The sequence below is a fragment of the Pararobbsia alpina genome, assembly GCF_965118125.1.
Lineage (GTDB): Bacteria > Pseudomonadota > Gammaproteobacteria > Burkholderiales > Burkholderiaceae > Pararobbsia > Pararobbsia alpina_A.
The window spans coordinates 3,074,771-3,096,156 of the sequence record NZ_OZ221287.1; the positions used below are offsets into that span (position 1 = coordinate 3,074,771).

A 21,386-nucleotide genomic window follows, 5' to 3' on the forward strand; every position below is an offset into this window, starting at 1 on the left:
GATGCCATCGACGGCTTTGATCCAAAGATCGACGGTGACCCGCTTCACGCTCTCGAAGCCTTTGCCAACGTCGCGACGGTGCGTGGCCAGAGTGTAATCGCGGCGCTCACGATTCGATACGCCGCCCGCGCTTTTCGATACCCCACTCTCACTTGACAGGCGTGTGAAGCCTCGGAAAAACCCCAATTCTCAAATGAGAATGGTTTGCATTTAAGCCAAACTTAAGGCATCCTTTCAACCATTCCTTAAATCGTCCCCGCCGAGCCGGAACGCCGCTGCCCCGAAGGGTTGCATGGCGAGCGCGCGGGGCGCCGCCCGGATCAATACCGTGGACCTGACGCTGCACCATCCGAACTACGAACGCCCCGACGACGCGCCGCGCGGTGCGACGCTCGCCACGGCGTCTCCTGTCACCGTTCTGGCAACGCTGCAGTCGAAGGTCCGCGTATCGCGCAGGGAGTTTGCGCGGCGCTGGGCCGCGCCGGCCGCGGCCATCCTCGTGCTGCATATCGCCGGCGGCATTGCGGTACTGCGCCTTGTGGACCGTGCGCCGCCCCCGCCCGTGCCTGAACGCGTGCTGACGGTTGCGCTGGTCGCGCCGCCCGCACCGGCGGTCGTGCCCGTCGCGCCGCCCGAACCCAAGCCCGTTGTGAAGCCTGTGGTCAAGCCCGTCGTGCATCACACGCCGCCGCGTCCGCAGCCGATCACGCCGCCCACGCCCGTCATGACGACGCAGGCACCGTCGGCAACCACCGTCGCGGCACCGCCCGCCCCGCCGCCGACGCCCCCGGCGCCGGCCGAGACCAAGGCCGCCGATGCCGCCCCGAGCACCGCGCCAAGCCATGCGTCGAACGGCGCCCCGGTCAATGTCGCTCACCTGACCTGCGACGGCGCCGCGCCCGAATACCCGACGCTGTCCAAGCGCCGCGGCGAAGCCGGGACGGCTGTCGTGGCGATTACCGTCGACACGCAAGGCGTCGTGCGTACCGCGACGCTGCGTCAAAGCAGCGGTTTCCAGCGTCTTGATGATGCGGCGCTGCAGGCCGCCAAGGAGCGCAGCTGCCAGCCTTACCTCGAGAACGGCACGCCCGTCTCGGCCACCGCCCTGCTCCCGTTCGCATTCAAGCTGCAAGGCTAGGCCTTTTACCCACCCCTTTCATTCTGAATCTCTGGAGTACCGATGCAATCGTATGGAATCGCCCACGTGTGGGCCGAGGGTGACTTTGTCACACACGCAATCGGAATCGTGCTCGCTGCGATGTCGATCATTTCGTGGACCGTCATCGTGCTCAAGCTCACGCAGCTGTGGCGCGTGCAGCGGGTGACGGTGCGCACCGAGGCGCAGTTCTGGAACGCCAGCGACTATACGAGCGGCCTCAAGGCGCTCAACGCCGTGGCGCGCAACCCGTACGCTGCGCTGGCCGCCAGCGGCCACGACGCCGCCGCGCACCATGCCGCGAGCGCACCGCAACTGCGCGACCGCCTCGATATCAGCGAGTGGATCACGCGCGCGCTCAAGAATTCGATCGACGACACGATCACGCGCCTGCAAGGCGGCCTCGCCGTGCTGGGCTCGATCGGCAGCGTCGCGCCATTTGTCGGCCTGTTCGGCACGGTCTGGGGCATCTATCACGCGCTGCTGTCGATCGGCGCGAGCGGCCAGGCGTCGCTCGACAAGGTCGCCGGACCGGTCGGCGAAGCGCTGATCATGACTGCGTTCGGTCTGTTCGTCGCGATTCCGGCTGTGCTCGGCTTTAACGCACTGAGCCGCGGCAACAAGGCCTTCGTGGCTCGCCTGAACCGCTTCGCGCATGCGCTGCATGCCCTGCTCGTGACCGGTGGCCATGTCAGCAGCGAAAGCTTCAGCGTGAATGCGACCCTCGGTCTCGGATCGGGTGCCGTGCGCGGCGCAGGTGCGTCGTCGGCAGCGACGTCGCGTGGCGCCGCACGCGCCGCGGTTCACTGAGCGACGAGGCGTTCACCATGGCAACTTCCAGCTTTTCTTCGGACGACGACGACGGCCTGATGACCGAGATCAACATGACGCCGCTCGTCGACGTCATGCTCGTGCTGCTGATCGTCTTTATGGTCACGATTCCGGTGCTCAACCACGCGGTGAAAGTGAATCTGCCGCAGGCGACGAGTCAGCCGCAGGACCTTCAGCCCACCCATATCGACGTCAGCGTGCAGGCTGATGGCACGGTGTACTGGAACAAGCAGGCAATGTCGGCCGAGCAGGTCAAGGCCGCGATCGCTACCGCAGCAAAGCAGTCGCCGCAGCCGGAGATTCACCTCTACGCTGATCGCGCGGTGCGCTACGAGGCCGTCGCCGACCTGATGTCCGACGTTCAGGCCAGCGGCCTGACGAAGATCGGCTTCGTCACGCAACCGGCGACGCAATAAGCCGTTTTGAACGCGTGACGGCTAGCGTGGCGCGCTTCGGCGCGCCACGCGTCCATCTGCCATATCAGGCGTAAATTTTTTCGGTATACCATTTTAATTATTCGAATCCCGATATTTAGAAAATCACCGCATCAAGCGCAGCAACAATAACGGGAATAATTTCCGATACTCAAATAAATAATCGAATCAACCCAATAAATTATTGCAATCCGCGCAAACCCTGATTCGATCACCATTTCAAGCCGCATTTGCGCAAATTCACCCCGATTTTTGCGCAAATTAAAACGGTGTTGCGGGCACTGCATTCGATTGAACAAAAAAATGCAGAATCTTTGCCCTCGCCGATTCTTTTTCCCTTCATTTCCCCGAAAGCGCGCCGATAGAAACGAGGTCCTTCTTCCGTTTCACATTTGTTTATCGGTTAAGCGCGATTTATGAATTTCTTAAGCAACCTCAAGGTGGGCACCCGGCTGTCGGCCGGCTTTGCCACCTGCCTCGCCCTGCTGGTGATCGTGTCGATTTCCGCGTTTGTGATGATGACGCGGCTGCGCGCGGATATTTCCCAGATCACTGACGACCGCGTGGTCAAGATCGTCGAACTCCAGGGCATTCAGGACCGCATCAACGCGGTCGCGATCGAATTGCGTAATTCACTGGTGACCGGTGATATCGATCTGACCGCGACCGCCAAGCATCGCAAGGAGATCGCCGATCGTTTCGACAAGCTGCGCCCGACGATTCAATCGCCGCCGGGCAAAGAGCTGTTCGACAAGGTCGATGCGGCGAGCAAAGCCTATGACGCCAAGCTCGATGCCGTGATCCCGCTGATCGATCAGGGGCGTCTCTACCAGGCCAAGCCCGCCCTGACCGACGACATTCTCCCGGTGCAGAAGACGTATTTCGCCGCGATCAGCGCGTTGATCAGCTTTGAGCTGGAGCGCAACGCGGAATCGACCGCCAACGCGCGCGCGGCGTATTCGATGGGCGTCACGATCGTGTCGGCCGCGACCGTACTGGCACTCGCGCTCGGGGCGCTGCTGTCGTTCGGCATCTCGCGCTCGATCACCCGGCCGCTCGGCGATGCCGAACAGGCCGTGGCGGCGCTTGCGCGCGGCGAGCTGACGACGCGCGTCGACGCACGGTCGACTGACGAAGTGGGTCGGCTGATTCATGGCCTGAGCGTCGCCATCGGCAATCTGTCGTCGCTCGTGTCGCGCATTCAGGTCGCCTCGTCGACGATCGACACCGCGTCGGGCGAAATCGCCTCCGGTAACACCGATCTCTCCCAGCGGACCGAGGAACAAGCCGCATCGCTCGAAGAGACCGCCTCTTCCATGGAAGAACTCGCCGGCACGGTCCGCCAGAACGCCGACAACGCCCGCCAGGCCAGCCAGCTGGCCATCGGCACGTCGAACGTGGCCCAGAAGAGCAGCGACTCGGTCAAGGCGATGGTCGAAACGATGGCCGATATCGCGAGTTCGTCGGGCAAGATCTCCGACATCATCGGGGTCATCGAGGGCATCGCGTTCCAGACCAATATCCTCGCGCTCAACGCCGCGGTGGAAGCCGCCCGGGCCGGCGAACAGGGTCGCGGTTTCGCCGTCGTCGCGGGCGAAGTCCGCACACTCGCGCAACGCTCGTCGGTCGCCGCCAAAGAAATCAAGGAGCTGATCACCGGGTCGGTGGACCGCGTCAACGCGGGCGTCGAACAAGCCCAGTCGGCCGGCCGCACGATGGCCGACGTGCTGGCGTCGGTCAAGCGCGTGGACGACCTGCTCGCCGAGATCGCGGCGGCATCGACGGAGCAATCGAACGGCATCGAGCAAGTCAATCGCGCCGTGAACCAGATGGACGAAGTCACGCAGCAGAACGCGGCGCTCGTCGAGCAGGCGGCGGCCAACGCGCACTCGCTCAGCGAGCAGGCGCAGGACCTGCGCAAAGCCGTTGCGGCTTTCGTGATCTGAGCAGCCAGGCGGGCGTGGTACGCTCGGGCCACCCAAACGCACGACGCAACCCAAAAGGCCGGCACCGTGCGTGCCGGTTGACGCTGCGGCTGCCCTGAAGACGCTGCGGCCGCGCTTGACCTGCTTCGCTCGACTCGCGAGGCAGGCTCGCTTCTAAAGCTCGCTTCTGAGACGTGTTTCGTCAGCGCGGCCGGTCCCGCTGCTTCACACCCGTTGCGTTTCAACGCCCGCTTAACTCGAGATCTGTCCCGCCGTCCGATGCCGCACCTGCCTCCCGACGAACATCTTCCACGCACGCGCCTGCTGTTCGCGCTGACGGCCGAGCGCCTGTCCGCCTACTACGAATACGCCACCTGGATGACCGATGCCCAGGCGGTTCAGCTCACCAGTCTCTGGCTGACACGCACGCGCGTGGCGCTGACGGTGCGCGAAAAACGCCAGTTCGCCGAACTCAGCGATGCTTTCGCGCGCGAACTCGCCGAATCGGTCTCCCGCGAGGCGGGCCTGTTTATCTCCCACGAATTAATGCAAGCGCTCGACCCGGATTACCAGTCGGCGATCGCCATCGACGTCATGAACGACTGTGACGCGCGCCTTCGGGATGCCGGGCTGAACGAAACACCGGACGCGCAATAGGGGCGCATCAACGAAAAAGGGCCACATCGGAAGACTTGAAACGCATGGGTCGGGGTCGGGTACGCCGGCGCCGCCTCGGGCTCACGGTCAACCCGCCCATGTTTGCGCCCTTAAACCCGTCCCGGGCACACCGATTGCTCCCTCCAGCCTAGTCCTGAGGCCGGTCAGCCGGGCCGGGCGCTGCGCCGGGAGCGTCGCAGCGTTTCCGGATCGGCAATCATCAGCCTTGCCGGCCCTGTTGGCCGGCTTGTAAGATGCGCGCTGGCTTGCGCCGCCCCTTTTGCGAGCCGCTGTCCGAGAACGGATAGCGAACTCATCGATTTTCTGCTCGCATCACGGTACGCAAGCCGAGCCGGCATAACAAAGCCGCTCCCCAAGAATGACCGCCGGCGCTGCGCCCGATGCGCCGCCCGGTCGCTGATTTTCGGTGCCCCAATTTGAACGTGAACGCCCCAAGAAAGCGTCGCGCACCGGAGAGCCGCTCCGCGAAGCCCGGGCATTCGTTTCGGATGTCCCGGCCCCTGATCGCGCTTGCGCTCGTACTGGCCGGTTGCGCGCTGTATTCCCTGATTCGCGGCCCGCTTGCGCCCGCAGGACTCCACGGCGATTCGACGGCACGCATCTGGCCGATGGTGATCGCCGTCGCGCCGCCCGTTGTGTTTCTGCTGATCGCCGCACGTGGACTCCATGGGCTCTGGCGGGTCGTGTTGAGCGCCGGCGTGGTGTCTGCCGCCGTCTGTGCCGTCTGGCTCGGTCACGCCGACCATTCGCTGCGCATGATCCGCCTCGCCTACCTGACCGACCATATCGTCGCCAACCTGACCTTCGCACACTGGTTCGGCCGCACGCTCCGCCCGGGTGTCGTGCCGTTCTGCACGCAGGTCGCGCGCCGTGTGCACGGTCAACTGTCGCGCCGGGTCAGCCGCTACACGCGTCAGGTCACGATCGCGTGGACGGGCGTGTTCCTGACCATCGCCGCGACGTCGATGCTGGTCTATGCCGCCGAGCCCTTCGAGACCTGGCTGCATTTTGTCTGGTGGGCGGCTGCTCCGCTGACCGCGGGCGTCTTCGCGGTCGAATATGCGGTGCGCTGCCTGATGATTCCGGCGCACGAACGCACCGCGGCGATCGATATGTTTCGTGCGATCGCGACCATGTACCGCCCCGCCGCGCACGTGGAAGAACCGGTGCGCCCGGGCGCCCACGGGCGGCTTCGCGCAAACCCCGCCGCGACTCAGCCGGCAAGCGCGCGCATCGCGTCACGTATCCGTTCATCGTGAGCCTGACATGAATCATCTCCCGCTGATCTCGCACACCCGCGCCGACGCCATCGTGGCGCGCCATCGCGGCGAACCGATTCATGCGTCCCGGTTCATCGCTGACGTTCGCGCTGTCGCCGCCGCGCTGCCTCCAGGCGTGCATGTGCTCAACGCGTGCAGCGACCGGTACGCTTTCGCGGTCACGCTTGCGGCGGCGATGCTCGATCACCGCATCACGTTGCTGCCATCGACCTATACGCCCGAAGCAGTCGAGCGCCTCAAGGATTTCGCGCCCGATACGTTCTGCGTCGCCGACGGCGACAACGACGGCATTCCCCTGCGCACGGTTCGCTACCCCATCGCGTTGCCATGGGAAGCGGCGGGTACATCGGGGATGGCGGGTACGACAGGTGTCGCCGGCTCCGGCCCGGAACCGAAGGCGGCCTCGCCTTCCGGATCGGAGTCGGAGACACGATCTGTATCCGATGCAGGCACAGACTTCGACGTGCCGCAGATACATGTCGATCGCGTCGTCGCGTACGTCTTCACATCGGGTTCCACCGGCGTCCCGGTGCCCCACGCCAAGCGCTGGGGGCATCTGGTTCACTGCGTACTCGTGGCCAAGGCGGCGCTCGAACTCGACACCTCGCGTACGCACACCTTGATCGGCACGGTGCCTCCGCAGCATATGTTCGGCTTCGAATCGACGATTCTGCTCGCGCTGCTGGGCGGCGAAGCGTTCGACACCGGACGTCCGTTCTATCCGGCCGATATCGTCGAGGCGATCGCCTCCGCTCCGGAACCGCGCGTGCTGGTCACGACGCCCGTGCATCTGCGCTCGCTGCTGATCGGCATCGACGCGCAGACGACGTTGCCGCATCTGGATCTTGTGCTGTCGGCCACCGCTCCGCTGTCGACCGATCTCGCCACCCAGGCCGAGCAGCGATTCACGGGACCGCTCAAGGAAATCTACGGCAGCACCGAAACCGGACAGATCGCCACGCGACGCACCGCGGTCGATGACAGCTGGCTGCTGATGCCGGGCATCCGCCTCGAATGGCAGAACGGGCAGGCATGGGCATCCGAAGGTCATATCGAGACGGCGACGCCGCTCGGCGATCTGCTCGAACCGCGCGGCGTACCCGACGCCACGGGCCACGTACAGCGCTTTGCGCTGACGGGGCGCACGGCCGACATGGTGAATATCGCCGGCAAGCGGACCTCGATCGGTTATCTCAACCATCAGATCGCGTCGATCGCCGGCGTAGTTGACGCCGGGTTCTATATGCCCGACGACGAACAGCCCGGCATCGTGACGCGGCTCGCGGCGTTCGCCGTGGCGCCCGGCCTCAGTGCATCGTCCCTGATGGCCGCCCTGCGCGAACGCATCGAACCGGCGTTCCTGCCCCGGCCATTGGTGCTCGTGGATGCCTTGCCGCGCAACGACACCGGCAAGCTCGTGCGCGCGACGCTCAAGTCGCTCTATGACCAGCATGTGCGAGCGCATCGCCCGCCAGCTGCGGCTGCCGGTGCAGTAGTGCACGCAGCGGCGCACGACGGATCGGACGATCCCGGTTCAGGTACGGATATTCCTGCTCTTGCGTCAGGCACTGTCGCGTCCGCGCAAGGTGCGGGAACGCAGCCGACCGGGTCGTCCTCCGAATCCGAGCGGGCGGCCGACGCGGAAGCCGGTGCTCGTATCGTCCTGCCGATCGATGCGAGTCATCCGGCCTACGCAGGACATTTTCCGGGTCGCCCCGTGTTGCCTGGCGTCGTGCTGCTCGACGCCGCGCTCAGTGCAATCGGCGATGCGACAGGTGTGCCGCTCAGCGCGCGCGAACTCGCGTCGGCAAAATTTCTGAGCCCGGTCGTCCCCGGCGAAACGCTGACGCTCGAGCAACGGACCACGGCATCGGGTGCCATCGAGTTCACGATTCGGGCGGCGGACCGGGTCGTCGCACGCGGCACGGTTGCATCATGAAGCCTGTGCAGATTCCTACATTCGGCAAGAACTTGTTACACCCGGCCCCGGAAGGGCGGGGTATGTTGAGGCCATGAGTTCACCTCCTTCAACCCATCCCGATTCGACGACGACGCAGACCGAGGCGGGCGCGCGCAAGCGCTCCGCACAATGGACGCGCAACCCCGAACGCAGCAACATATGGGCGCTTCGCGCGATGACGCGCCTGTCGTTCGCGATCGGCCGCAAGCTGTCGCGTGCGGTGTTGTATCCGATCACCGCGTATTTCATGTTGTTCGCACCTTCGGCCCGTCGCGCGTCGCTCGACTATCTGCGCCGGGTGCTTGGACACAAGGCCTCGCCGCTCGACGGCTTTCGCCAGGTGTTCACGTTTGCGACGACCATTCATGACCGGATCTTTCTCGTCAGCGACCGCTTCGATCTGTTCGATATCCGCGTGCATGGCGGCGAACTGATGCGCGAGTTGCTCGATCAGAAGCGCGGGGCGTTTCTGATCGGCGCGCATCTCGGCAGCTTTGAAGTGCTGTCGTCGGTCGGCCGGCAGTTCGCGGGCATGCGCGCCTCGATGCTCATGTACGAAGAGAACGCGGCCAAGATCAACGCGACGATTGCGGCGATCAACCCGAATGCGATGCTCGACATCATTCCGATGGGACACGTCGATTCGATGCTCGTCGCCGGCCAGCGCCTCGATGAAGGCCAGATGGTCGGGCTGCTCGCCGATCGCACACCCGCTGACGAAACCACGGTCGAGCTGCCCTTCCTGGGCGCGCCCGCACCCTTCCCGGTCGGCCCGTTCCGGCTTGCGGCCCTCATGCGGCGACCTGTCATTTTCATGACGGCCACCTACTCGGGCGACAATGTCTACGATGTCTACTTCGAGCAACTGGCTGACTTCTCCGTCGAGGCCGAAGGCGGCCGCGCGGCGATGGTCGATACCGCCATGCGTCAGTACGTCGCGTTGCTCGAAAAACATTGCCGCCGCGCGCCGTACAATTGGTTCAACTTCTTCCCGTTCTGGTCGGAAAAGTCTGATAACGATTTATTTTGCGAGAACCTCTGATGCGCGATGCGTCGCCTAAAGCGAACGCAAGGGTTGCCCTTGCCTCTCGCTCACTTGCCTCTCGCTCCCCTGCCTCTCGCTCAATCGATGCGGTGCGATGGGGCGTCATGCTGACGAGCACGGCACTTGCCCTTCTGCTCGCTCATCCGTCACACGCTGCGGATGCCGGCGCCGCTACACCCTCCTTGCCGGCCATGTCGTCCTCGTCAGCGATGCCTGCCGCGCAGGGTGCATCGGCGACCGGATCGGGCCCCGCAGGCGCCGCTGCGAATGACAGCCACGGCGACAGCCACGGCGCCCTCACGCTCGATGCGCTCATGCATGCCTTCGCGCAGCGCAAGTCCGGCGAAGCGCGCTTCACCGAACTCAAGTACTTGTCGAATCTCAAGGGCCCGGTGGAATCGTCGGGCACGCTTGCCTTTCGTGCGCCCGATCATTTCGAGCAGCAGACACTCAAGCCGCGTCCACAGTCGCTGGTCGTCGACGGCGACACGGTGACGATGTCGCGTGACGGGCGTCAGCGCGTCGTTTCGCTGTCCCAATACCCGGAGATCGGTACGCTCGTCGACAGCATCCGCGGCACGCTGACCGGTGACCGCGCAAGCCTCGAGCGCTCGTACAAGCTCACGCTCGATGGCACGACCGACGCATGGCATCTGACGCTGACGCCGGCCGACGCGTCGCTCGCGAAAAACATCGACCATATCGTCGTCAGCGGCGGCGTGGACGCTTCCGGCCATGCACAGATCCGGACCATCGAAACATTTCAGACCGGCGGTGACCGTTCGGTCATGACCATCGAGCCCAGCCAGACATGAACACGCCCGCGCCGCGCCTGCCCGGCCGCCCTGGCCAGGTGGCGGTGACGCTCTGGGCTCTGTTGCTGGCTGCGTGTCTGCTGATCGTCACACGAACGACGTTTACGACGGACCTGTCCGCGTTCCTGCCGCGCAATCCGAACAACGAGCAACGCATTCTCGTCGACCAGCTCAAGAACGGCGTGCTCTCGCGCACTTTGCTCGTCAGCGTGTCGGGTGGCTCGCCGGAACAGCGTGCGCAGGCCTCGATCGCGCTCGCACGATCGCTGCGCCCGGACACGGAATTCGAATCGGTCGTCAATGGCGCGCTCGATCCCGAACAGCGCGACCGCGACGGCGCACTGCTGTTCCGCTATCGCTATTTGCTGAGCCCGGACGTCACGCCCGATCGCTTCACCGTCGAAGGGTTGCGCAGCGCGCTCGACGACACGCTCGATCTGCTCGCGTCCCCGGCCGGGCTCTCTCTGAAACCGCTGGTCGATCACGACCCGACCGGCGAGACGATGCACGTCGCCGACGAACTCGACCCGGGTGGCCATCCGCCCGTTCAATATGGCGCATGGTCGTCGAAGGACGGCCAGCACGCGATGCTGCTGATCACCACCAGTGCGAGCGGGTCGGACACCGATGCACAGGAGCGCGCCATTGACACGATTCGCGCGCGCTTCGACGCATTGCACACGCCGCTCGCCATCGAAATCACCGGCTCGCCGAAGTTCGCGGTCGACAGCCGGGCGACGATCAAGAGCGAGGTCACGCGCCTGTCGATCGTCAGCGCCGTGCTGATCATCACGATCCTGCTGTTCGCCTATCGCTCGGCCGCCGTGCTCGGCCTGAGCCTGTTGCCCGTGCTCAGCGGCGCGCTGGCCGGCATCGCTGCCGTCAGCCTGACGTTCGGCAGCGTGCATGGCATCACACTGGGCTTCGGCACAACGCTGATCGGCGAGGCGGTCGATTATTCGATCTACCTGTTCATCCAGTCCAGTGACCGCTCGCGCAGGCCCATGCTCCCCGCGCCCGGCGATCGCAACGCGCTGCGCGCGGCACGCGATGCGCGTCTGCGGCGCTGGGTTGCGCGCGCGTGGCCGACCGTGCGCCTCGGCATGCTGACGTCGATCTGCGGCTTTTCGGCGCTGACATTCTCGAGCTTCCCGGGACTCGCGCAACTGGGTGTCTACTCGATCGCGGGCCTGGTCGTCGCGGCTGCGGTCACCCGCTGGGTGTTGCCGGTCCTCACCCCGCTGACACTCAGCGTGCGCGACCTGAGCGGCATCGGCGCGCGGCTCTCGCGGTTCGCCGAGGGTGCCCGCCGCTACCGGCTCGTCGCGGCGGGCCTGATCGTTGTATGGGTCGTCGTCGCGGTCATCGTCCACCCGCATGCCTGGATCAACGACGAACTCAATGCGCTGAGCCCCGTGCCGCCCGCCGCCATCGCGCGCGATCAGGCGCTGCGCGCCCAGATCGGCGCGCCCGATGCGCGCTATATGGTCGTGATCGGGGCGCCGACGTTCGACGCCACGCTGCAGGGCGCGGAACTCGCCGCGCCCGTGCTCGATCGCCTGGTCGCCACGCACGCGATCGGCGGATATGAATCGCCCGCGCGCTACTTGCCGAGCGAAGCCACTCAGCGCCGGCGTCAGGAATCACTGCCGGCCGCGGCCGACCTGCGCGCCCGGCTCGCCCAGGCCGTGCAAGGCACGCCGTTCGATGCGAAAGCGCTCGAGCCGTTTATTGCCGACGTCGACAGTGCGCGCTCGCAACCCGTGCTGACGGCCGGCTGGCTGCGCGGCACCTCGCTTGCGCTCGGCATCAACGCGATGATCGACTGCTCGCCGGGCCGCTGTCATGCCATGCTGCCGCTGCGCGCGCCCAAGGCGGGCGCCGATATCGACGCGAATGCCGTGCGCGCCGCGCTGGCGAGTGTCAACGATGGCCCGGGCCGCGTGACCTTCGTCGACCTCAAGAGCGCCAGCGACGCAATGTACGACCGGTATATGCGCGAGGCGCTGCGGCTCGCCCTTGCCGGCCTGATCGTGATCGTCGCGCTGCTCGCGCTCACGCTGCGCTCGCTGAGCGGCCTCGCGCGCGTGCTCGGGCCGCTTGCGGGCGCGGTGGTCGCTGTGGTGGCGGGGCTCGGCATCGCCGGCGTCTCGCTGACCCTGCTGCATGTCATCGGGCTGCTGCTGATCGTCGCGGTCGGCTCGAACTACGCGCTGTTCTTCGCGCGCAATACCGACCACGATCTCCCCGAGGCCGTCACCTTCGCGTCACTGGCGGTGGCCAACCTGACAACGGTTGCCGGATTCGGCGTGCTCGCGCTATCTTCGGTGCCGTTGCTCAAGGCCTTCGGCGAAACGGTCGGCCCGGGCGCGATCCTTGCGCTCTGGTTGGCGGCACTGCTGTCGCCGCGTTCGCGCCGACCCGCCGACATTGTCCAAGACTCACTGGAACCGGCCCAAAAGGCCCCGCTCTCCTGATGCCAGTCGCACCGAGCTCGACCCGCACGGCCACGCGCCGCATCCGCTGGCCCGCCTTCATTCAAGGCTCCGCCGGCCTTCATGTCGGGGCCGGTGCATTGACCGCCGTCGAGCCGCAGCTGTGGCCGTGGACGCTCGGCGCTGTGGCCGCGAATCACGCCGTGCTGGCCTTCAGCGGTCTGTGGCCGCGCTCGCAATGGATGGGCAGCAACTGGATGCGACTGCCGGATGTCCCCGCTGCACAGCATGCGGTCGCGCTGAGTTTCGACGACGGCCCCGACCCCGAGGTCACGCCCCGTGTGCTCGACCAGCTCGAGGCCGCGCGCGTGAAAGCCACGTTCTTCGTGATCGGCACACGCGTCGCCCGGCATCCGGCACTCGCGCGCGAGATCGTGCAGCGCGGACATGCGCTCGAAAACCACTCGTTTCGTCACGTGCATACGTTTTCGGTGTCGGGCCCGCGCGCGATGCGGCGCGAAATTGTCGAGGGTCAGCGCATCATCGCCGACACGACAGGCTTCGAACCCCGGTGCTTTCGTGCGCCGGCCGGCCTGCGCAATCCGTTTCTCGACCCGGTCCTGCAGCAGCTGAACCTCCAGCTGGTCAGCTGGACCCGGCGCGGTTTCGACACGCGCGTCTCCGATCCCGCACGCGTGACAAAAAGCCTCCTCACGGGGCTGGCCGGGCGCGACATCCTGCTGCTTCACGACGGCGGCGCGGCCGGCGCCCGCGAGGGCCGTCCCGTCGTGCTCGATGCGCTGCCGCGCGTGCTCGACGGCATCGCCGCCCATGCCCTGACACCTGTTCTGCTTCGCGACTTGCTATGAGGGTTCCTTCATGAGCGGTATTGTCCGCCCCGCCCAACTGCCGCTGCGCGTGTCGCGCATGACGGCGACATGCTGTGCCGGCGCCGGCAACGACGCACTGCGCAGCGCGCTCCACGAGCGTCGCGGCGGTCTCGTACGAGACGGTTTTGCCGAGTCCGACCTCGATACGTGGCTGGGGCCGGTTGCGGGCGTCGAAGCGATGCGTATCGACGGCGCACTGGCGCCGTTCGACTGCCGCAACAATCGCCTCGCCCAGATGGGCATCGTCGAAGACGGGTTTCTCGACGCCGCGCGCGAGGCCGTCGCTCGGCACGGCGCACACCGCGTCGGCGTGATCCTCGGCACCAGCACCGGCGGCGTGCTCGAAACCGAGCTCGCCTATCGGCATCGATTGCCCGACTCGGGCGCGTTGCCGCCGGGCTTCGACTATCGCGCGACGCACAGCCCGTATTCCGTCGTCGACTTCGTCCGCGCGCTGACCGGCGCACGCGGCCCGAGCACCGCCATTTCCTCGGCGTGTTCGTCGAGCGCCAAAGTGTTTGCGTCGGCGGCACGCATGATTGCCGCAGGGTTGATCGATGCGGCGATCGTCGGTGGCGTCGACTCGTTGTGCCAGACCACGATTTACGGCTTCAATTCGCTCGAATTGCTGTCGCCTCGTCCGTGCCGTCCCTACGATCCCGAGCGCAACGGCATCTCGATCGGCGAAGCCGCTGCATTCGCCTTGCTTGAACGCTGGTCGGGGCGGCCCGACGATGATGCGATCGCGCTCGTCGGCTATGGCGAATCGAGCGATGCGCACCATATGTCGACGCCCCACCCCGAAGGCCTCGGCGCACAGATCGCCATGCGCAATGCGCTCGCGACCGCCGAGCTCGAACCGTCGGACATCGACTACATCAACCTGCACGGCACGGCGACGCCCAGCAACGACACCGCCGAGGCCCTGGCTGTGTCCACCGTGTTCGGCCACACGCCCTGCAGCTCGACCAAGGGCGCGACGGGCCACACGCTGGGTGCGGCGGGTGCGCTCGAAGCTGTCATTTCGATGCTGGCCCTGCGTGAGCGCGAAATGCCGGCCGGCGTCAATTCGTCGAGCGTCGACCCCGCGCTCAACGTGAACTATCTGCTCGAGAACCGCACCGCCGACATGCGCTATGTGCTCACGAACTCATTCGGCTTTGGCGGCACGAACTGCAGCCTGATCTTCGCCAATGTCGCCGGCGTCTCGGATCTGCTGCGCGCACGCGACCAGGGGGCGCTATGACGATACTCAGCGCCTATATCGAAGCGATCGGGGTGCGCGGCCCCGGCCTCGCCGACTGGCCCGCCACGGCTGCCGTGCTGCGCGGCGACACGCCGTATGCGCACGCGCCGACCGAGTTGCCCGCTCCTGAGCGTCTGCCGTCGGCCGAACGCCGCCGCGCCGTGCCGGTGGTCCGGATCGCTTTCGCCGCTGCCGAGCAGGCGACGCGCGACCGCGACGATTTCGCGACGCTGCCGACCGTGTTCAGCTCGTCAGGAGGCGACGGCCCGAACTACCACGCGATCTGCGAAACGCTCGCGAGCGACGACAAGAAGATTTCGCCTACCCGGTTTCACAACTCGGTCCACAACGCCCCTTCGGGCTACTGGAGCATCGCCACGCGCGATATGGCGAGCTCGAACGTGCTGTGTGCTCACGACGCGAGCTTTGGCGCGGGTCTGCTCGACGCGTTATCGCAAAACCTGTGTGACGGCGTGCCAGTCATGCTCGTCGCCTACGAATCGGATTACCCGGAGCCCCTGCGCGCCGTGCGCCCGATTCCCGCGGCGTTTGGCGTCGCGTTGATCCTGTCGCCCGAGCCGTCCGGACGTGCGCTTGCGCGGCTCGACGTCGAGCTGACCGATGCGCCGCACGACACGCTGTCGGACGCAGACCTCGAAAACCTGCGCGCCTCGGTGCCCTCCGCGCGCTGCCTGCCCTTACTCGCGGCTCTCGCGGCGCTCGCACCCAACCACGGCGGTGATACGTCGCACCACGCATGCGTCGTCGAGTACCTGCCCGGCAGCACGCTGCATATGACGGTGAGCGCATGCTGAAGCCGCCCTCCGACACGCCCAAGGTCGTCGCGCATACGGCGACGACGCCGGACCCGGCGTCGACCTCTGCCAAGGAGTCTGCCATCGTCTCCCTGCCCGCAGGCACGTCGAGGCATGCGCCGCCCGAATCACCGGCGCAGACCGCGAAGTCCTGCCCTGTCTTCGATCACACCTGGATCGCGCGCCATATCCCGCATCAGGGCACGATGTGTCTGCTGGATCATGTCGTCGACTACGACGCGAATCACATCGTGTGCGTCGCGACGAGTCATCGTCGTCCCGACCACCCGCTGCGGCACCGCGACCGGCTGTCTGCCGTTGTCGCGATCGAATATGCCGCACAGGCGATGGCTGCGCACGGCGCGGCTATCGCCGGACGCGACAGCCCGCCCACGGTCGGCTTCCTGACGGCGATTCGTGGCGTGCGCTTCGGCGTCGACCGCCTCGACACGCTCGTGGATGCGTTGGACTGCGAGGCCACGCGCCTGTCGGGCGATGCCCGCAACATCCTGTACGCATTCAAGGTCGGTGCCGGCGACACGCTCGTCGCCGAAGGTCGCGCGACCGTGATGCTCGATGCCGATGATTCGCTCGGCCTTGCACCACCCGATGCCGGGTCACTCCCTCTCCGAAAGGAGGATTGAATATGCTCGTCACGGCATCGGCGGCGGTCGTCACCCAGGGTACCTCGACCGTCCCAGGCACTCAGGCAACACAGCTGGTCCAGGTTGCTCAAAGCGCCCAGACTGTTCAGACCGTGCAGGCAGCGCAGACCCTCCATGTCGCGGCCCCGCACGCAGCGCAATCCGGCGTGCACCAGACCGAAGCGATTCTGTTCCTGGTGTTGTTACAGTTGACGATCATCGTTCTGGCGGGCCGCGTCGGAAGTCTTGTCGCGCGGCGCGTCGGTCAGTCTGCTGCGGTCGGCGAAATCATCGTCGGCCTCTTGCTCGGTCCTTCGCTATTCGGTGCGCTCGCGCCGCATGCTTTCGACTTTGTCTTTCGCAGCGCGCCGCCGGGTCCGATGCAGATGCTGTCGCAAATCGGCCTGATCTTCCTGATGTTCCAGATCGGTCTCGAGTTCGACTTCGGCCATCTGACAACGGCCCGCAACCGGCGCGCCACCCTTGGCGTGGCCATTGCCTGTATCGTGGCACCGTTCGTGCTGGGTCTCGGCCTCGGTTACTACAGCGCGCCGATCCTGTCGCCATCGGCGCCGCCATTCGCCGCGGCGCTGTTCGTTGCCGTCGCCTTGTCGATCACTGCGTTGCCGATACTCGGCCGCATCCTGATCGAGCTCGACATGACGCGCCACCCATTGGGCGTGATCGCCATCAGCGCGGCGGCGATCAACGATGTCGTCGGCTGGTTGCTGCTGGCACTCGTTACGGCGCTCGTCTCGTCGGCATTCGAATGGAAGAGCTTTGCGCTGCGCGTGGTGTGTGTGATCGCTTTCGCGGTGTTGAGCTTCCTGTTCGTGCGCCCGCTGATCAAACGCTTTGTCGGCCGCTATCGCGACTCGCTCGAGCGCACCCAGCAGATCGATCCGACGTTGATGGGCGTGGTGCTCGCCGCGACGTTCATCTCGGCCATGGCCACCTATCAGCTCGGCATCTTCGCGATTTTCGGCGGGTTTCTGATGGGCGTGCTGCTGCACGACGAACACGCTTTTGTGCGCGCATGGCGCGAATCCGTCGGTCGCTTTGTACTAGTGTTCTTTCTGCCGATCTTTTTCACGTACACCGGGTTACGCACGAATATCGGCGGTCTTGATTCGCTCGGACTATGGGGCTGGTGCGCGTTGACGGTCGCGCTCGCGACGATCGGCAAATATGGCGGCGCGTGGCTCGCTGCGCGCGCATGCGGATTCGATACGGGCGAGTCTCATATCCTCGGCGTGCTCATGAACACGCGCGCACTGATGGAGCTGATCGTGATCAATGTGGGCTATGACCTCGGCGTGATCTCGCAGAACGTCTTCACGATGCTCGTGATCATGGCCATTGTCAGCACGGTCATTCCGGTGCCGATGATCCGCAGGTCTCTCGCGAAGGCCGCACGGCGGTCAGCCAAGGCGCTTCGGACAAACTAAAGCAGCGTCGAAGGCGCGCGGCGGCGCTGGCGGCGCCCAAGCAAGTGCGGCAAGCGGTAGACGAAGCCCGCGACGAGCCGGAGGTGCATGCGCAACAACAGCCAGTTGTCGCGCAGATAGTTGAAATGCGATACGCCGCCCTCGTCGGCCCGGAAGTATCGGACCGGCGCCGGCACGCTGATGGGCCGCACCCCGCTCCAGCAGAGCCGCACGGCCACTTCCGGATCGAAGTCAAAGCGCCGCATCCACCGGCTTTGCCGCATCACCTGGCGCAGGGGTTCGATCGGATAGACCCGGAAACCATAGAGCGAATCGCCGATCCCGGCCCATAGCGTTTCGAGGTTCGTGAAGAAGTTCGACAGCCGGCGAAACAGCACGCGCTCGAACGGCGCGCTGCGATCGAACACCGGGCGGCCCAGCACCATGGCGCCGACATCGTGTCCCGACGCTCGCATGAATTCCGGAATCAGCACCGACGGATGCTGACCATCCGAATCCATCGTCAGCACATGCGTATAGCCCGCTGCCGCGGCCTGTTCAATGCCATGCAGCACAGCCGTGCCCTTGCCGCCGTTGCGCGGCAGCACGATGACACGCAAGCCGCTGTCGCGGCACGCCAGCGCCTCGAGTTCCTCGGCCGTGCCGTCGGTGCTGCCATCGACGACGACCCACACCGGGTTCCACTGACGACGCGCCTCGCGCACCGTGTCGAACACCTTCGGCCCGGGGTTGTAGCTCGGAATCAGCACCAGGTGCGTCGTGGACCGGGTCGTTCGCGCATCCAGTCCCGTCGCCTCGACGGCGGACTCGGCGGACGGCACCACAAACGGATCAGCCAGATTGTTCATCGCTATCGGGCGGCAACGGTCTGACCGTGTCCGCTCGCCTCGATTTCGACCAGCAGGTCGGGCCTGCAGATATCGCCGCGCACATACAGCCGCGACGCGTTGTCCGCCTCATGATGGGCATCGACGACTTCGCGGACCGCCGCAAAGTCCGGTGCCTTTCGAATATAGACACGCAAGGAGAGCCCGGCGAGCGAAAACGGTGCGCTCTTTGCGGATGTGTGCCCGGGTGTGCTCCCAGGTGAGCTCCCGCCTACACGTCGATTAGCTTCGTCGATCAATGCACGAAGATTGGCAAAGGTCTCGCGGGCTTGCGCGACCACGTCACCGCGGTGCACGGTTTCGTGCCCGACGATGCTCGCCGTGCCGGACACCAGCAGCACGGGACCCGACGAAAACGGCACGACGACAGCCCGCGCAAACGTCGGGCTCTTCGGACCGTACTGCGTCGGATAGTGGAACGCGCTGACCTGGCGCGGGTTCTCGATCGGCATCGGACGCACGCGCGTCGCGATGAAGTGAATCTGCACGCGGCGCGCATCGAGGCCGATGCCTGTCGCGGCAGGCACGTCACCCGTTACCGTACGCCCCGCCGCCGCAAAGGCAGCCTGGCGTGCGCTGTTGAACAGCCGATAGCGCTCATGCCCGCCTTGCTCGCCAATGATGTCGGGAATGAAATTCCAGACGCGCGCGAGATACGGGTAGCCCTCTGCCGCCATGCAACCGAACAAGCCTTCGTAGGCTTCGGACGTCGCAATTTCAATCGGCAACGGTCGCGCCGCGATCGCCTGCTCCCCGACTCCGGGCAAGGGCGGTTCGTCGAGCTCGATCGTGCCGAACAACGCTTCTTCGCCGCGCACAAAGCGCACGCATCCGTGCGTGCCCTCGATCGCCGCGCCGACACGCGCCGGCAATCCGATAGCGACCTCATCGAGCACGCCGCGCGCGAGCCATGGTGCGCGAACTGCCTGTACTGCCTCCATCAAACACCCCTGCCCATAGGTTCCGCGACCTGGCGGATATTGCTGCGACGGCGCCGTACTGCAAGCCATGTTCTGCGTGGATGCACCGCCGACAAAACGTAGTAGATGACCTTGAATGCGAAGATCGATCGCCAGATGGGCGTCGATCCGAAAATATCACCGGCCAGCACCGACAGCAGCGCTTCCTTGATACGCAGCATATTCCGTGGCGCCATGAACATTTCGCGCATCGTCGGGTTGGTCACCCGATAGATGAACCACGAAAACTCGCGCGGGCCACGCGACATGATCTGCTCGAATCGCTGCATCGCCTGCGCAGCCTGAGCGGGTGCTCGCAACCACACATCGACTGCTTCGGCGGCCGCGAAGGCGCCGTTCATGGCCAGCATGACCCCCGACGAAAATACAGGATCGACGAACGTAAAGGCGTCGCCGACCATGACGTAGTTCGGGCCACGCACGTGATTGCTGGTGTACGAAAAGTTGCCGGTGGCCTCGGGTCCCGAAGCCAGCGTCGCGTCCGACAGCCGCTCGGCCAGCGGAGGACACAAGGCGATCGTGTCGAGAAAGAACTCACGCAGCGGCTTCTTGCGCGACTGCAGGTAATACGGCCAGACGACAGCGCCGACACTCGTCGTGCCATCCGCAAGCGGAATGAACCAGAACCACCCGTGATCGAACCAGAACACCGTGATGTTGCCGGCGTCCGTCCCGGGGTTGAGCTTCGCGTTCGTGAAGTGTCCGTAGAGCGCCGAGCTGTTGTGCCGTTCGTTGCGCACTTTCGCCTTGAAGCGATTGGCGAGAAACGTGTCGCGGCCCGATGCATCGATCATAAAGCGGGCGTCGATCTCGAAGGCCTGATCGCCCGCCGCATCGCTGCGAACCGCCTTGGCGACGACGCCTTGTTCGTTGTCGAGAAACCGGACATCCGTGATGCGGCATCCGTCGATCGCGGTCGCCCCGACTTCACTCGCGCGCTTGAACAGGATCTCGTCGAAATCCGCGCGGCGTACCTGGTACGCGGCGGGCATCGACTTGTCCCAGGCATCCGAAAAATAGAACGTCTGCTTGTGGTCATGCCACGGCGACACAAACTCTGCACCGCGTTTGTCCATGCCGATCGCGCGAATGGCGTCGCCCACGCCGAGCCTGTCGAACAACGGCAGGTTGGCGGGCAGCAGCGATTCGCCGATGTGGAAACGCGGATGGCGAGCCTTGTCGACGACGATCACGCGATGGCCCATCTGCGCGAGGCGAATGGCCGCTGTCGAGCCGCCAGGCCCGCCGCCGAGCACGAGCACGTCGCACTGCATGCGAGATGCCTCAGCGCCGCTCAGGCCCGTCGAGTCCTTCGAGTCGGACCGGCTTGCCGGGTCCATCCGGCCCGCGTCGCCCGCATCGGCGTCGCTGCCTGGCCCCGAACCCATCCCGGCGGCTGTGACCCGCGCTTCATCGTTCATCCATCACCTCTGCGTTGGGCGCCGCTACGATCTCCGGCACCGTGTCGGGGGTGCCTCAAGCCCGCGCGCCGCGCGTTGTTCTCGATCGCCGGCACGCTGGCCGGCCTGTCGCCGACCGTGCAGACGATTCTCGGGCCGGCATCCGCTGTATGTGGCTGCAGACTTACTTCGTCCGGTGCTTCTCCACGTACGCAGCAAGCTTGCCCAGCGAACTGAAAATCACCTTGTTGTCGGGATTGTCCGAGCGCAGTTCGAATCCATAGCGCTTCGAGATAATCAGCGCGATTTCCAGAATATCGATCGAATCGAGCCCGAATCCGTCTCCATACAATGGCGTGTCGGCATTCACGTCGGCGAGCGCCACATCCTGCAGGTTGAGCTCGCCGATGATCAGCGTGGCGAGTTCTGTTTCGAGTTCCGTCATGGTGGTTGTCGTTATCAGTAGCGGTGAATGCTGGTCCGGATTATACGGACGAGGACTTGTCGAGCAATCGCA

The 21,386-nt window shown here is 65.4% G+C and carries 19 protein-coding genes; 15 read left to right on the forward strand and 4 right to left on the reverse strand.

The genetic code is table 11. The features are described from left to right. The first annotated feature begins 292 nt into the window (after nt 1-292). The 15 genes from ACMFWR_RS13325 (at nt 293) to ACMFWR_RS13395 (ending at nt 17,602) form a co-directional block, all read left to right on the forward strand. Entirely contained in the window at nt 293-1,138 is an 846-nt protein-coding gene (locus ACMFWR_RS13325; protein WP_413192122.1) for an energy transducer TonB, read from the forward strand. A gap of 42 nt (nt 1,139-1,180) precedes the next feature. Next, a complete protein-coding gene (locus ACMFWR_RS13330) occupies nt 1,181-1,966 on the forward strand; it encodes a MotA/TolQ/ExbB proton channel family protein (protein ID WP_413192123.1) in 786 nt (261 codons plus the stop codon). Between the two features lie 17 nt (nt 1,967-1,983). Next, entirely contained in the window at nt 1,984-2,403 is a 420-nt protein-coding gene (locus ACMFWR_RS13335) for an ExbD/TolR family protein (protein ID WP_413192124.1), read from the forward strand. A gap of 434 nt (nt 2,404-2,837) precedes the next feature. Continuing rightward, complete coding sequence (locus ACMFWR_RS13340) at nt 2,838-4,367, forward strand: methyl-accepting chemotaxis protein (RefSeq protein ID WP_413192125.1); 1,530 nt, start codon at nt 2,838-2,840, stop codon at nt 4,365-4,367. Nucleotides 4,368-4,625: 258 nt separating this feature from the next. Beyond that, complete coding sequence (locus ACMFWR_RS13345; protein ID WP_413192126.1) at nt 4,626-5,003, forward strand: hypothetical protein; 378 nt, start codon at nt 4,626-4,628, stop codon at nt 5,001-5,003. A 509-nt stretch (nt 5,004-5,512) separates the two neighbouring features. Continuing rightward, complete coding sequence (locus ACMFWR_RS13350; RefSeq protein ID WP_413192127.1) at nt 5,513-6,283, forward strand: hypothetical protein; 771 nt, start codon at nt 5,513-5,515, stop codon at nt 6,281-6,283. 7 nt (nt 6,284-6,290) lie between these two features. After that, nucleotides 6,291-8,243 (forward strand): AMP-binding protein, encoded by a 1,953-nt coding sequence (locus ACMFWR_RS13355; protein WP_413192128.1) that lies wholly within the window; start codon nt 6,291-6,293, stop codon nt 8,241-8,243. Nucleotides 8,244-8,316: 73 nt separating this feature from the next. Beyond that, the gene (locus ACMFWR_RS13360) at nt 8,317-9,306 is read left to right on the forward strand and encodes an acyl-CoA synthetase (protein WP_413192129.1); all 990 of its coding nucleotides are present in this window, start codon (nt 8,317-8,319) and stop codon (nt 9,304-9,306) included. A 107-nt stretch (nt 9,307-9,413) separates the two neighbouring features. Next, on the forward strand, nt 9,414-10,124 hold the full coding sequence (locus tag ACMFWR_RS13365; protein ID WP_413192130.1) for a LolA family protein: 711 nt from the start codon (nt 9,414-9,416) through the stop codon (nt 10,122-10,124). Then, complete coding sequence (locus tag ACMFWR_RS13370) at nt 10,121-12,601, forward strand: MMPL family transporter (RefSeq protein WP_413192131.1); 2,481 nt, start codon at nt 10,121-10,123, stop codon at nt 12,599-12,601. The genes ACMFWR_RS13365 and ACMFWR_RS13370 overlap by 4 nt, the downstream gene beginning before the upstream one ends. Beyond that, nucleotides 12,601-13,428: a polysaccharide deacetylase family protein gene (locus ACMFWR_RS13375; protein WP_413192132.1), complete on the forward strand. Its 828-nt coding sequence runs from the start codon at nt 12,601-12,603 to the stop codon at nt 13,426-13,428. The genes ACMFWR_RS13370 and ACMFWR_RS13375 overlap by 1 nt, the downstream gene beginning before the upstream one ends. 10 nt (nt 13,429-13,438) lie before the next feature. Beyond that, nucleotides 13,439-14,695: a beta-ketoacyl-[acyl-carrier-protein] synthase family protein gene (locus ACMFWR_RS13380; protein ID WP_413192133.1), complete on the forward strand. Its 1,257-nt coding sequence runs from the start codon at nt 13,439-13,441 to the stop codon at nt 14,693-14,695. After that, on the forward strand, nt 14,692-15,510 hold the full coding sequence (locus tag ACMFWR_RS13385) for a beta-ketoacyl synthase chain length factor (RefSeq protein ID WP_413192134.1): 819 nt from the start codon (nt 14,692-14,694) through the stop codon (nt 15,508-15,510). The genes ACMFWR_RS13380 and ACMFWR_RS13385 overlap by 4 nt, the downstream gene beginning before the upstream one ends. Further along, nucleotides 15,504-16,154, forward strand: coding sequence for a 3-hydroxylacyl-ACP dehydratase (locus tag ACMFWR_RS13390; RefSeq protein WP_413192135.1), 651 nt, complete (start codon nt 15,504-15,506; stop codon nt 16,152-16,154). The genes ACMFWR_RS13385 and ACMFWR_RS13390 overlap by 7 nt, the downstream gene beginning before the upstream one ends. 2 nt (nt 16,155-16,156) lie before the next feature. Further along, nucleotides 16,157-17,602 (forward strand): cation:proton antiporter, encoded by a 1,446-nt coding sequence (locus ACMFWR_RS13395; protein WP_413192136.1) that lies wholly within the window; start codon nt 16,157-16,159, stop codon nt 17,600-17,602. Here the strand turns inward: ACMFWR_RS13395 and ACMFWR_RS13400 are convergent. From ACMFWR_RS13400 to ACMFWR_RS13415, 4 genes are all read right to left on the reverse strand, one after another. After that, nucleotides 17,599-18,450 carry a glycosyltransferase family 2 protein gene (locus tag ACMFWR_RS13400; protein ID WP_413192137.1) on the reverse strand — a complete coding sequence of 284 codons (852 nt, stop codon included), beginning with the start codon at nt 18,448-18,450 and terminating at the stop codon, nt 17,599-17,601. The two genes, ACMFWR_RS13395 and ACMFWR_RS13400, sit on opposite strands and share 4 nt — an antisense overlap. 2 nt (nt 18,451-18,452) lie before the next feature. After that, nucleotides 18,453-19,430, reverse strand: a complete 978-nt coding sequence (locus ACMFWR_RS13405; RefSeq protein WP_413192138.1) for a Rid family hydrolase — start codon at nt 19,428-19,430, stop codon at nt 18,453-18,455. After that, nucleotides 19,430-20,743, reverse strand: coding sequence for an NAD(P)/FAD-dependent oxidoreductase (locus ACMFWR_RS13410; RefSeq protein WP_413194888.1), 1,314 nt, complete (start codon nt 20,741-20,743; stop codon nt 19,430-19,432). The genes ACMFWR_RS13405 and ACMFWR_RS13410 overlap by 1 nt, the downstream gene beginning before the upstream one ends. A gap of 310 nt (nt 20,744-21,053) precedes the next feature. Beyond that, nucleotides 21,054-21,314 carry a phosphopantetheine-binding protein gene (locus ACMFWR_RS13415; protein ID WP_413192139.1) on the reverse strand — a complete coding sequence of 87 codons (261 nt, stop codon included), beginning with the start codon at nt 21,312-21,314 and terminating at the stop codon, nt 21,054-21,056. Nucleotides 21,315-21,386: the final 72 nt, after the last annotated feature.

What these genes read in the sequence shown, in the direction of transcription:
- ACMFWR_RS13355 (WP_413192128.1), top strand. Translation starts at nt 6,291, where the DNA reads ATGAATCATCTCCCGCTGATCTCGCACACCCGCGCCGACGCCATCGTG.
- ACMFWR_RS13410 (WP_413194888.1), bottom strand. Translation starts at nt 20,743, where the DNA reads ATGCAGTGCGACGTGCTCGTGCTCGGCGGCGGGCCTGGCGGCTCGACA.
- ACMFWR_RS13380 (WP_413192133.1), top strand. Translation starts at nt 13,439, where the DNA reads ATGAGCGGTATTGTCCGCCCCGCCCAACTGCCGCTGCGCGTGTCGCGC.
- ACMFWR_RS13390 (WP_413192135.1), top strand. Translation starts at nt 15,504, where the DNA reads ATGCTGAAGCCGCCCTCCGACACGCCCAAGGTCGTCGCGCATACGGCG.
- ACMFWR_RS13325 (WP_413192122.1), top strand. Translation starts at nt 293, where the DNA reads ATGGCGAGCGCGCGGGGCGCCGCCCGGATCAATACCGTGGACCTGACG.
- ACMFWR_RS13395 (WP_413192136.1), top strand. Translation starts at nt 16,157, where the DNA reads ATGCTCGTCACGGCATCGGCGGCGGTCGTCACCCAGGGTACCTCGACC.
- ACMFWR_RS13375 (WP_413192132.1), top strand. Translation starts at nt 12,601, where the DNA reads ATGCCAGTCGCACCGAGCTCGACCCGCACGGCCACGCGCCGCATCCGC.
- ACMFWR_RS13400 (WP_413192137.1), bottom strand. Translation starts at nt 18,450, where the DNA reads ATGAACAATCTGGCTGATCCGTTTGTGGTGCCGTCCGCCGAGTCCGCC.
- ACMFWR_RS13335 (WP_413192124.1), top strand. Translation starts at nt 1,984, where the DNA reads ATGGCAACTTCCAGCTTTTCTTCGGACGACGACGACGGCCTGATGACC.
- ACMFWR_RS13415 (WP_413192139.1), bottom strand. Translation starts at nt 21,314, where the DNA reads ATGACGGAACTCGAAACAGAACTCGCCACGCTGATCATCGGCGAGCTC.
- ACMFWR_RS13365 (WP_413192130.1), top strand. Translation starts at nt 9,414, where the DNA reads ATGCTGACGAGCACGGCACTTGCCCTTCTGCTCGCTCATCCGTCACAC.
- ACMFWR_RS13345 (WP_413192126.1), top strand. Translation starts at nt 4,626, where the DNA reads ATGCCGCACCTGCCTCCCGACGAACATCTTCCACGCACGCGCCTGCTG.
- ACMFWR_RS13340 (WP_413192125.1), top strand. Translation starts at nt 2,838, where the DNA reads ATGAATTTCTTAAGCAACCTCAAGGTGGGCACCCGGCTGTCGGCCGGC.
- ACMFWR_RS13405 (WP_413192138.1), bottom strand. Translation starts at nt 19,430, where the DNA reads ATGGAGGCAGTACAGGCAGTTCGCGCACCATGGCTCGCGCGCGGCGTG.
- ACMFWR_RS13350 (WP_413192127.1), top strand. Translation starts at nt 5,513, where the DNA reads ATGTCCCGGCCCCTGATCGCGCTTGCGCTCGTACTGGCCGGTTGCGCG.
- ACMFWR_RS13360 (WP_413192129.1), top strand. Translation starts at nt 8,317, where the DNA reads ATGAGTTCACCTCCTTCAACCCATCCCGATTCGACGACGACGCAGACC.
- ACMFWR_RS13370 (WP_413192131.1), top strand. Translation starts at nt 10,121, where the DNA reads ATGAACACGCCCGCGCCGCGCCTGCCCGGCCGCCCTGGCCAGGTGGCG.
- ACMFWR_RS13385 (WP_413192134.1), top strand. Translation starts at nt 14,692, where the DNA reads ATGACGATACTCAGCGCCTATATCGAAGCGATCGGGGTGCGCGGCCCC.
- ACMFWR_RS13330 (WP_413192123.1), top strand. Translation starts at nt 1,181, where the DNA reads ATGCAATCGTATGGAATCGCCCACGTGTGGGCCGAGGGTGACTTTGTC.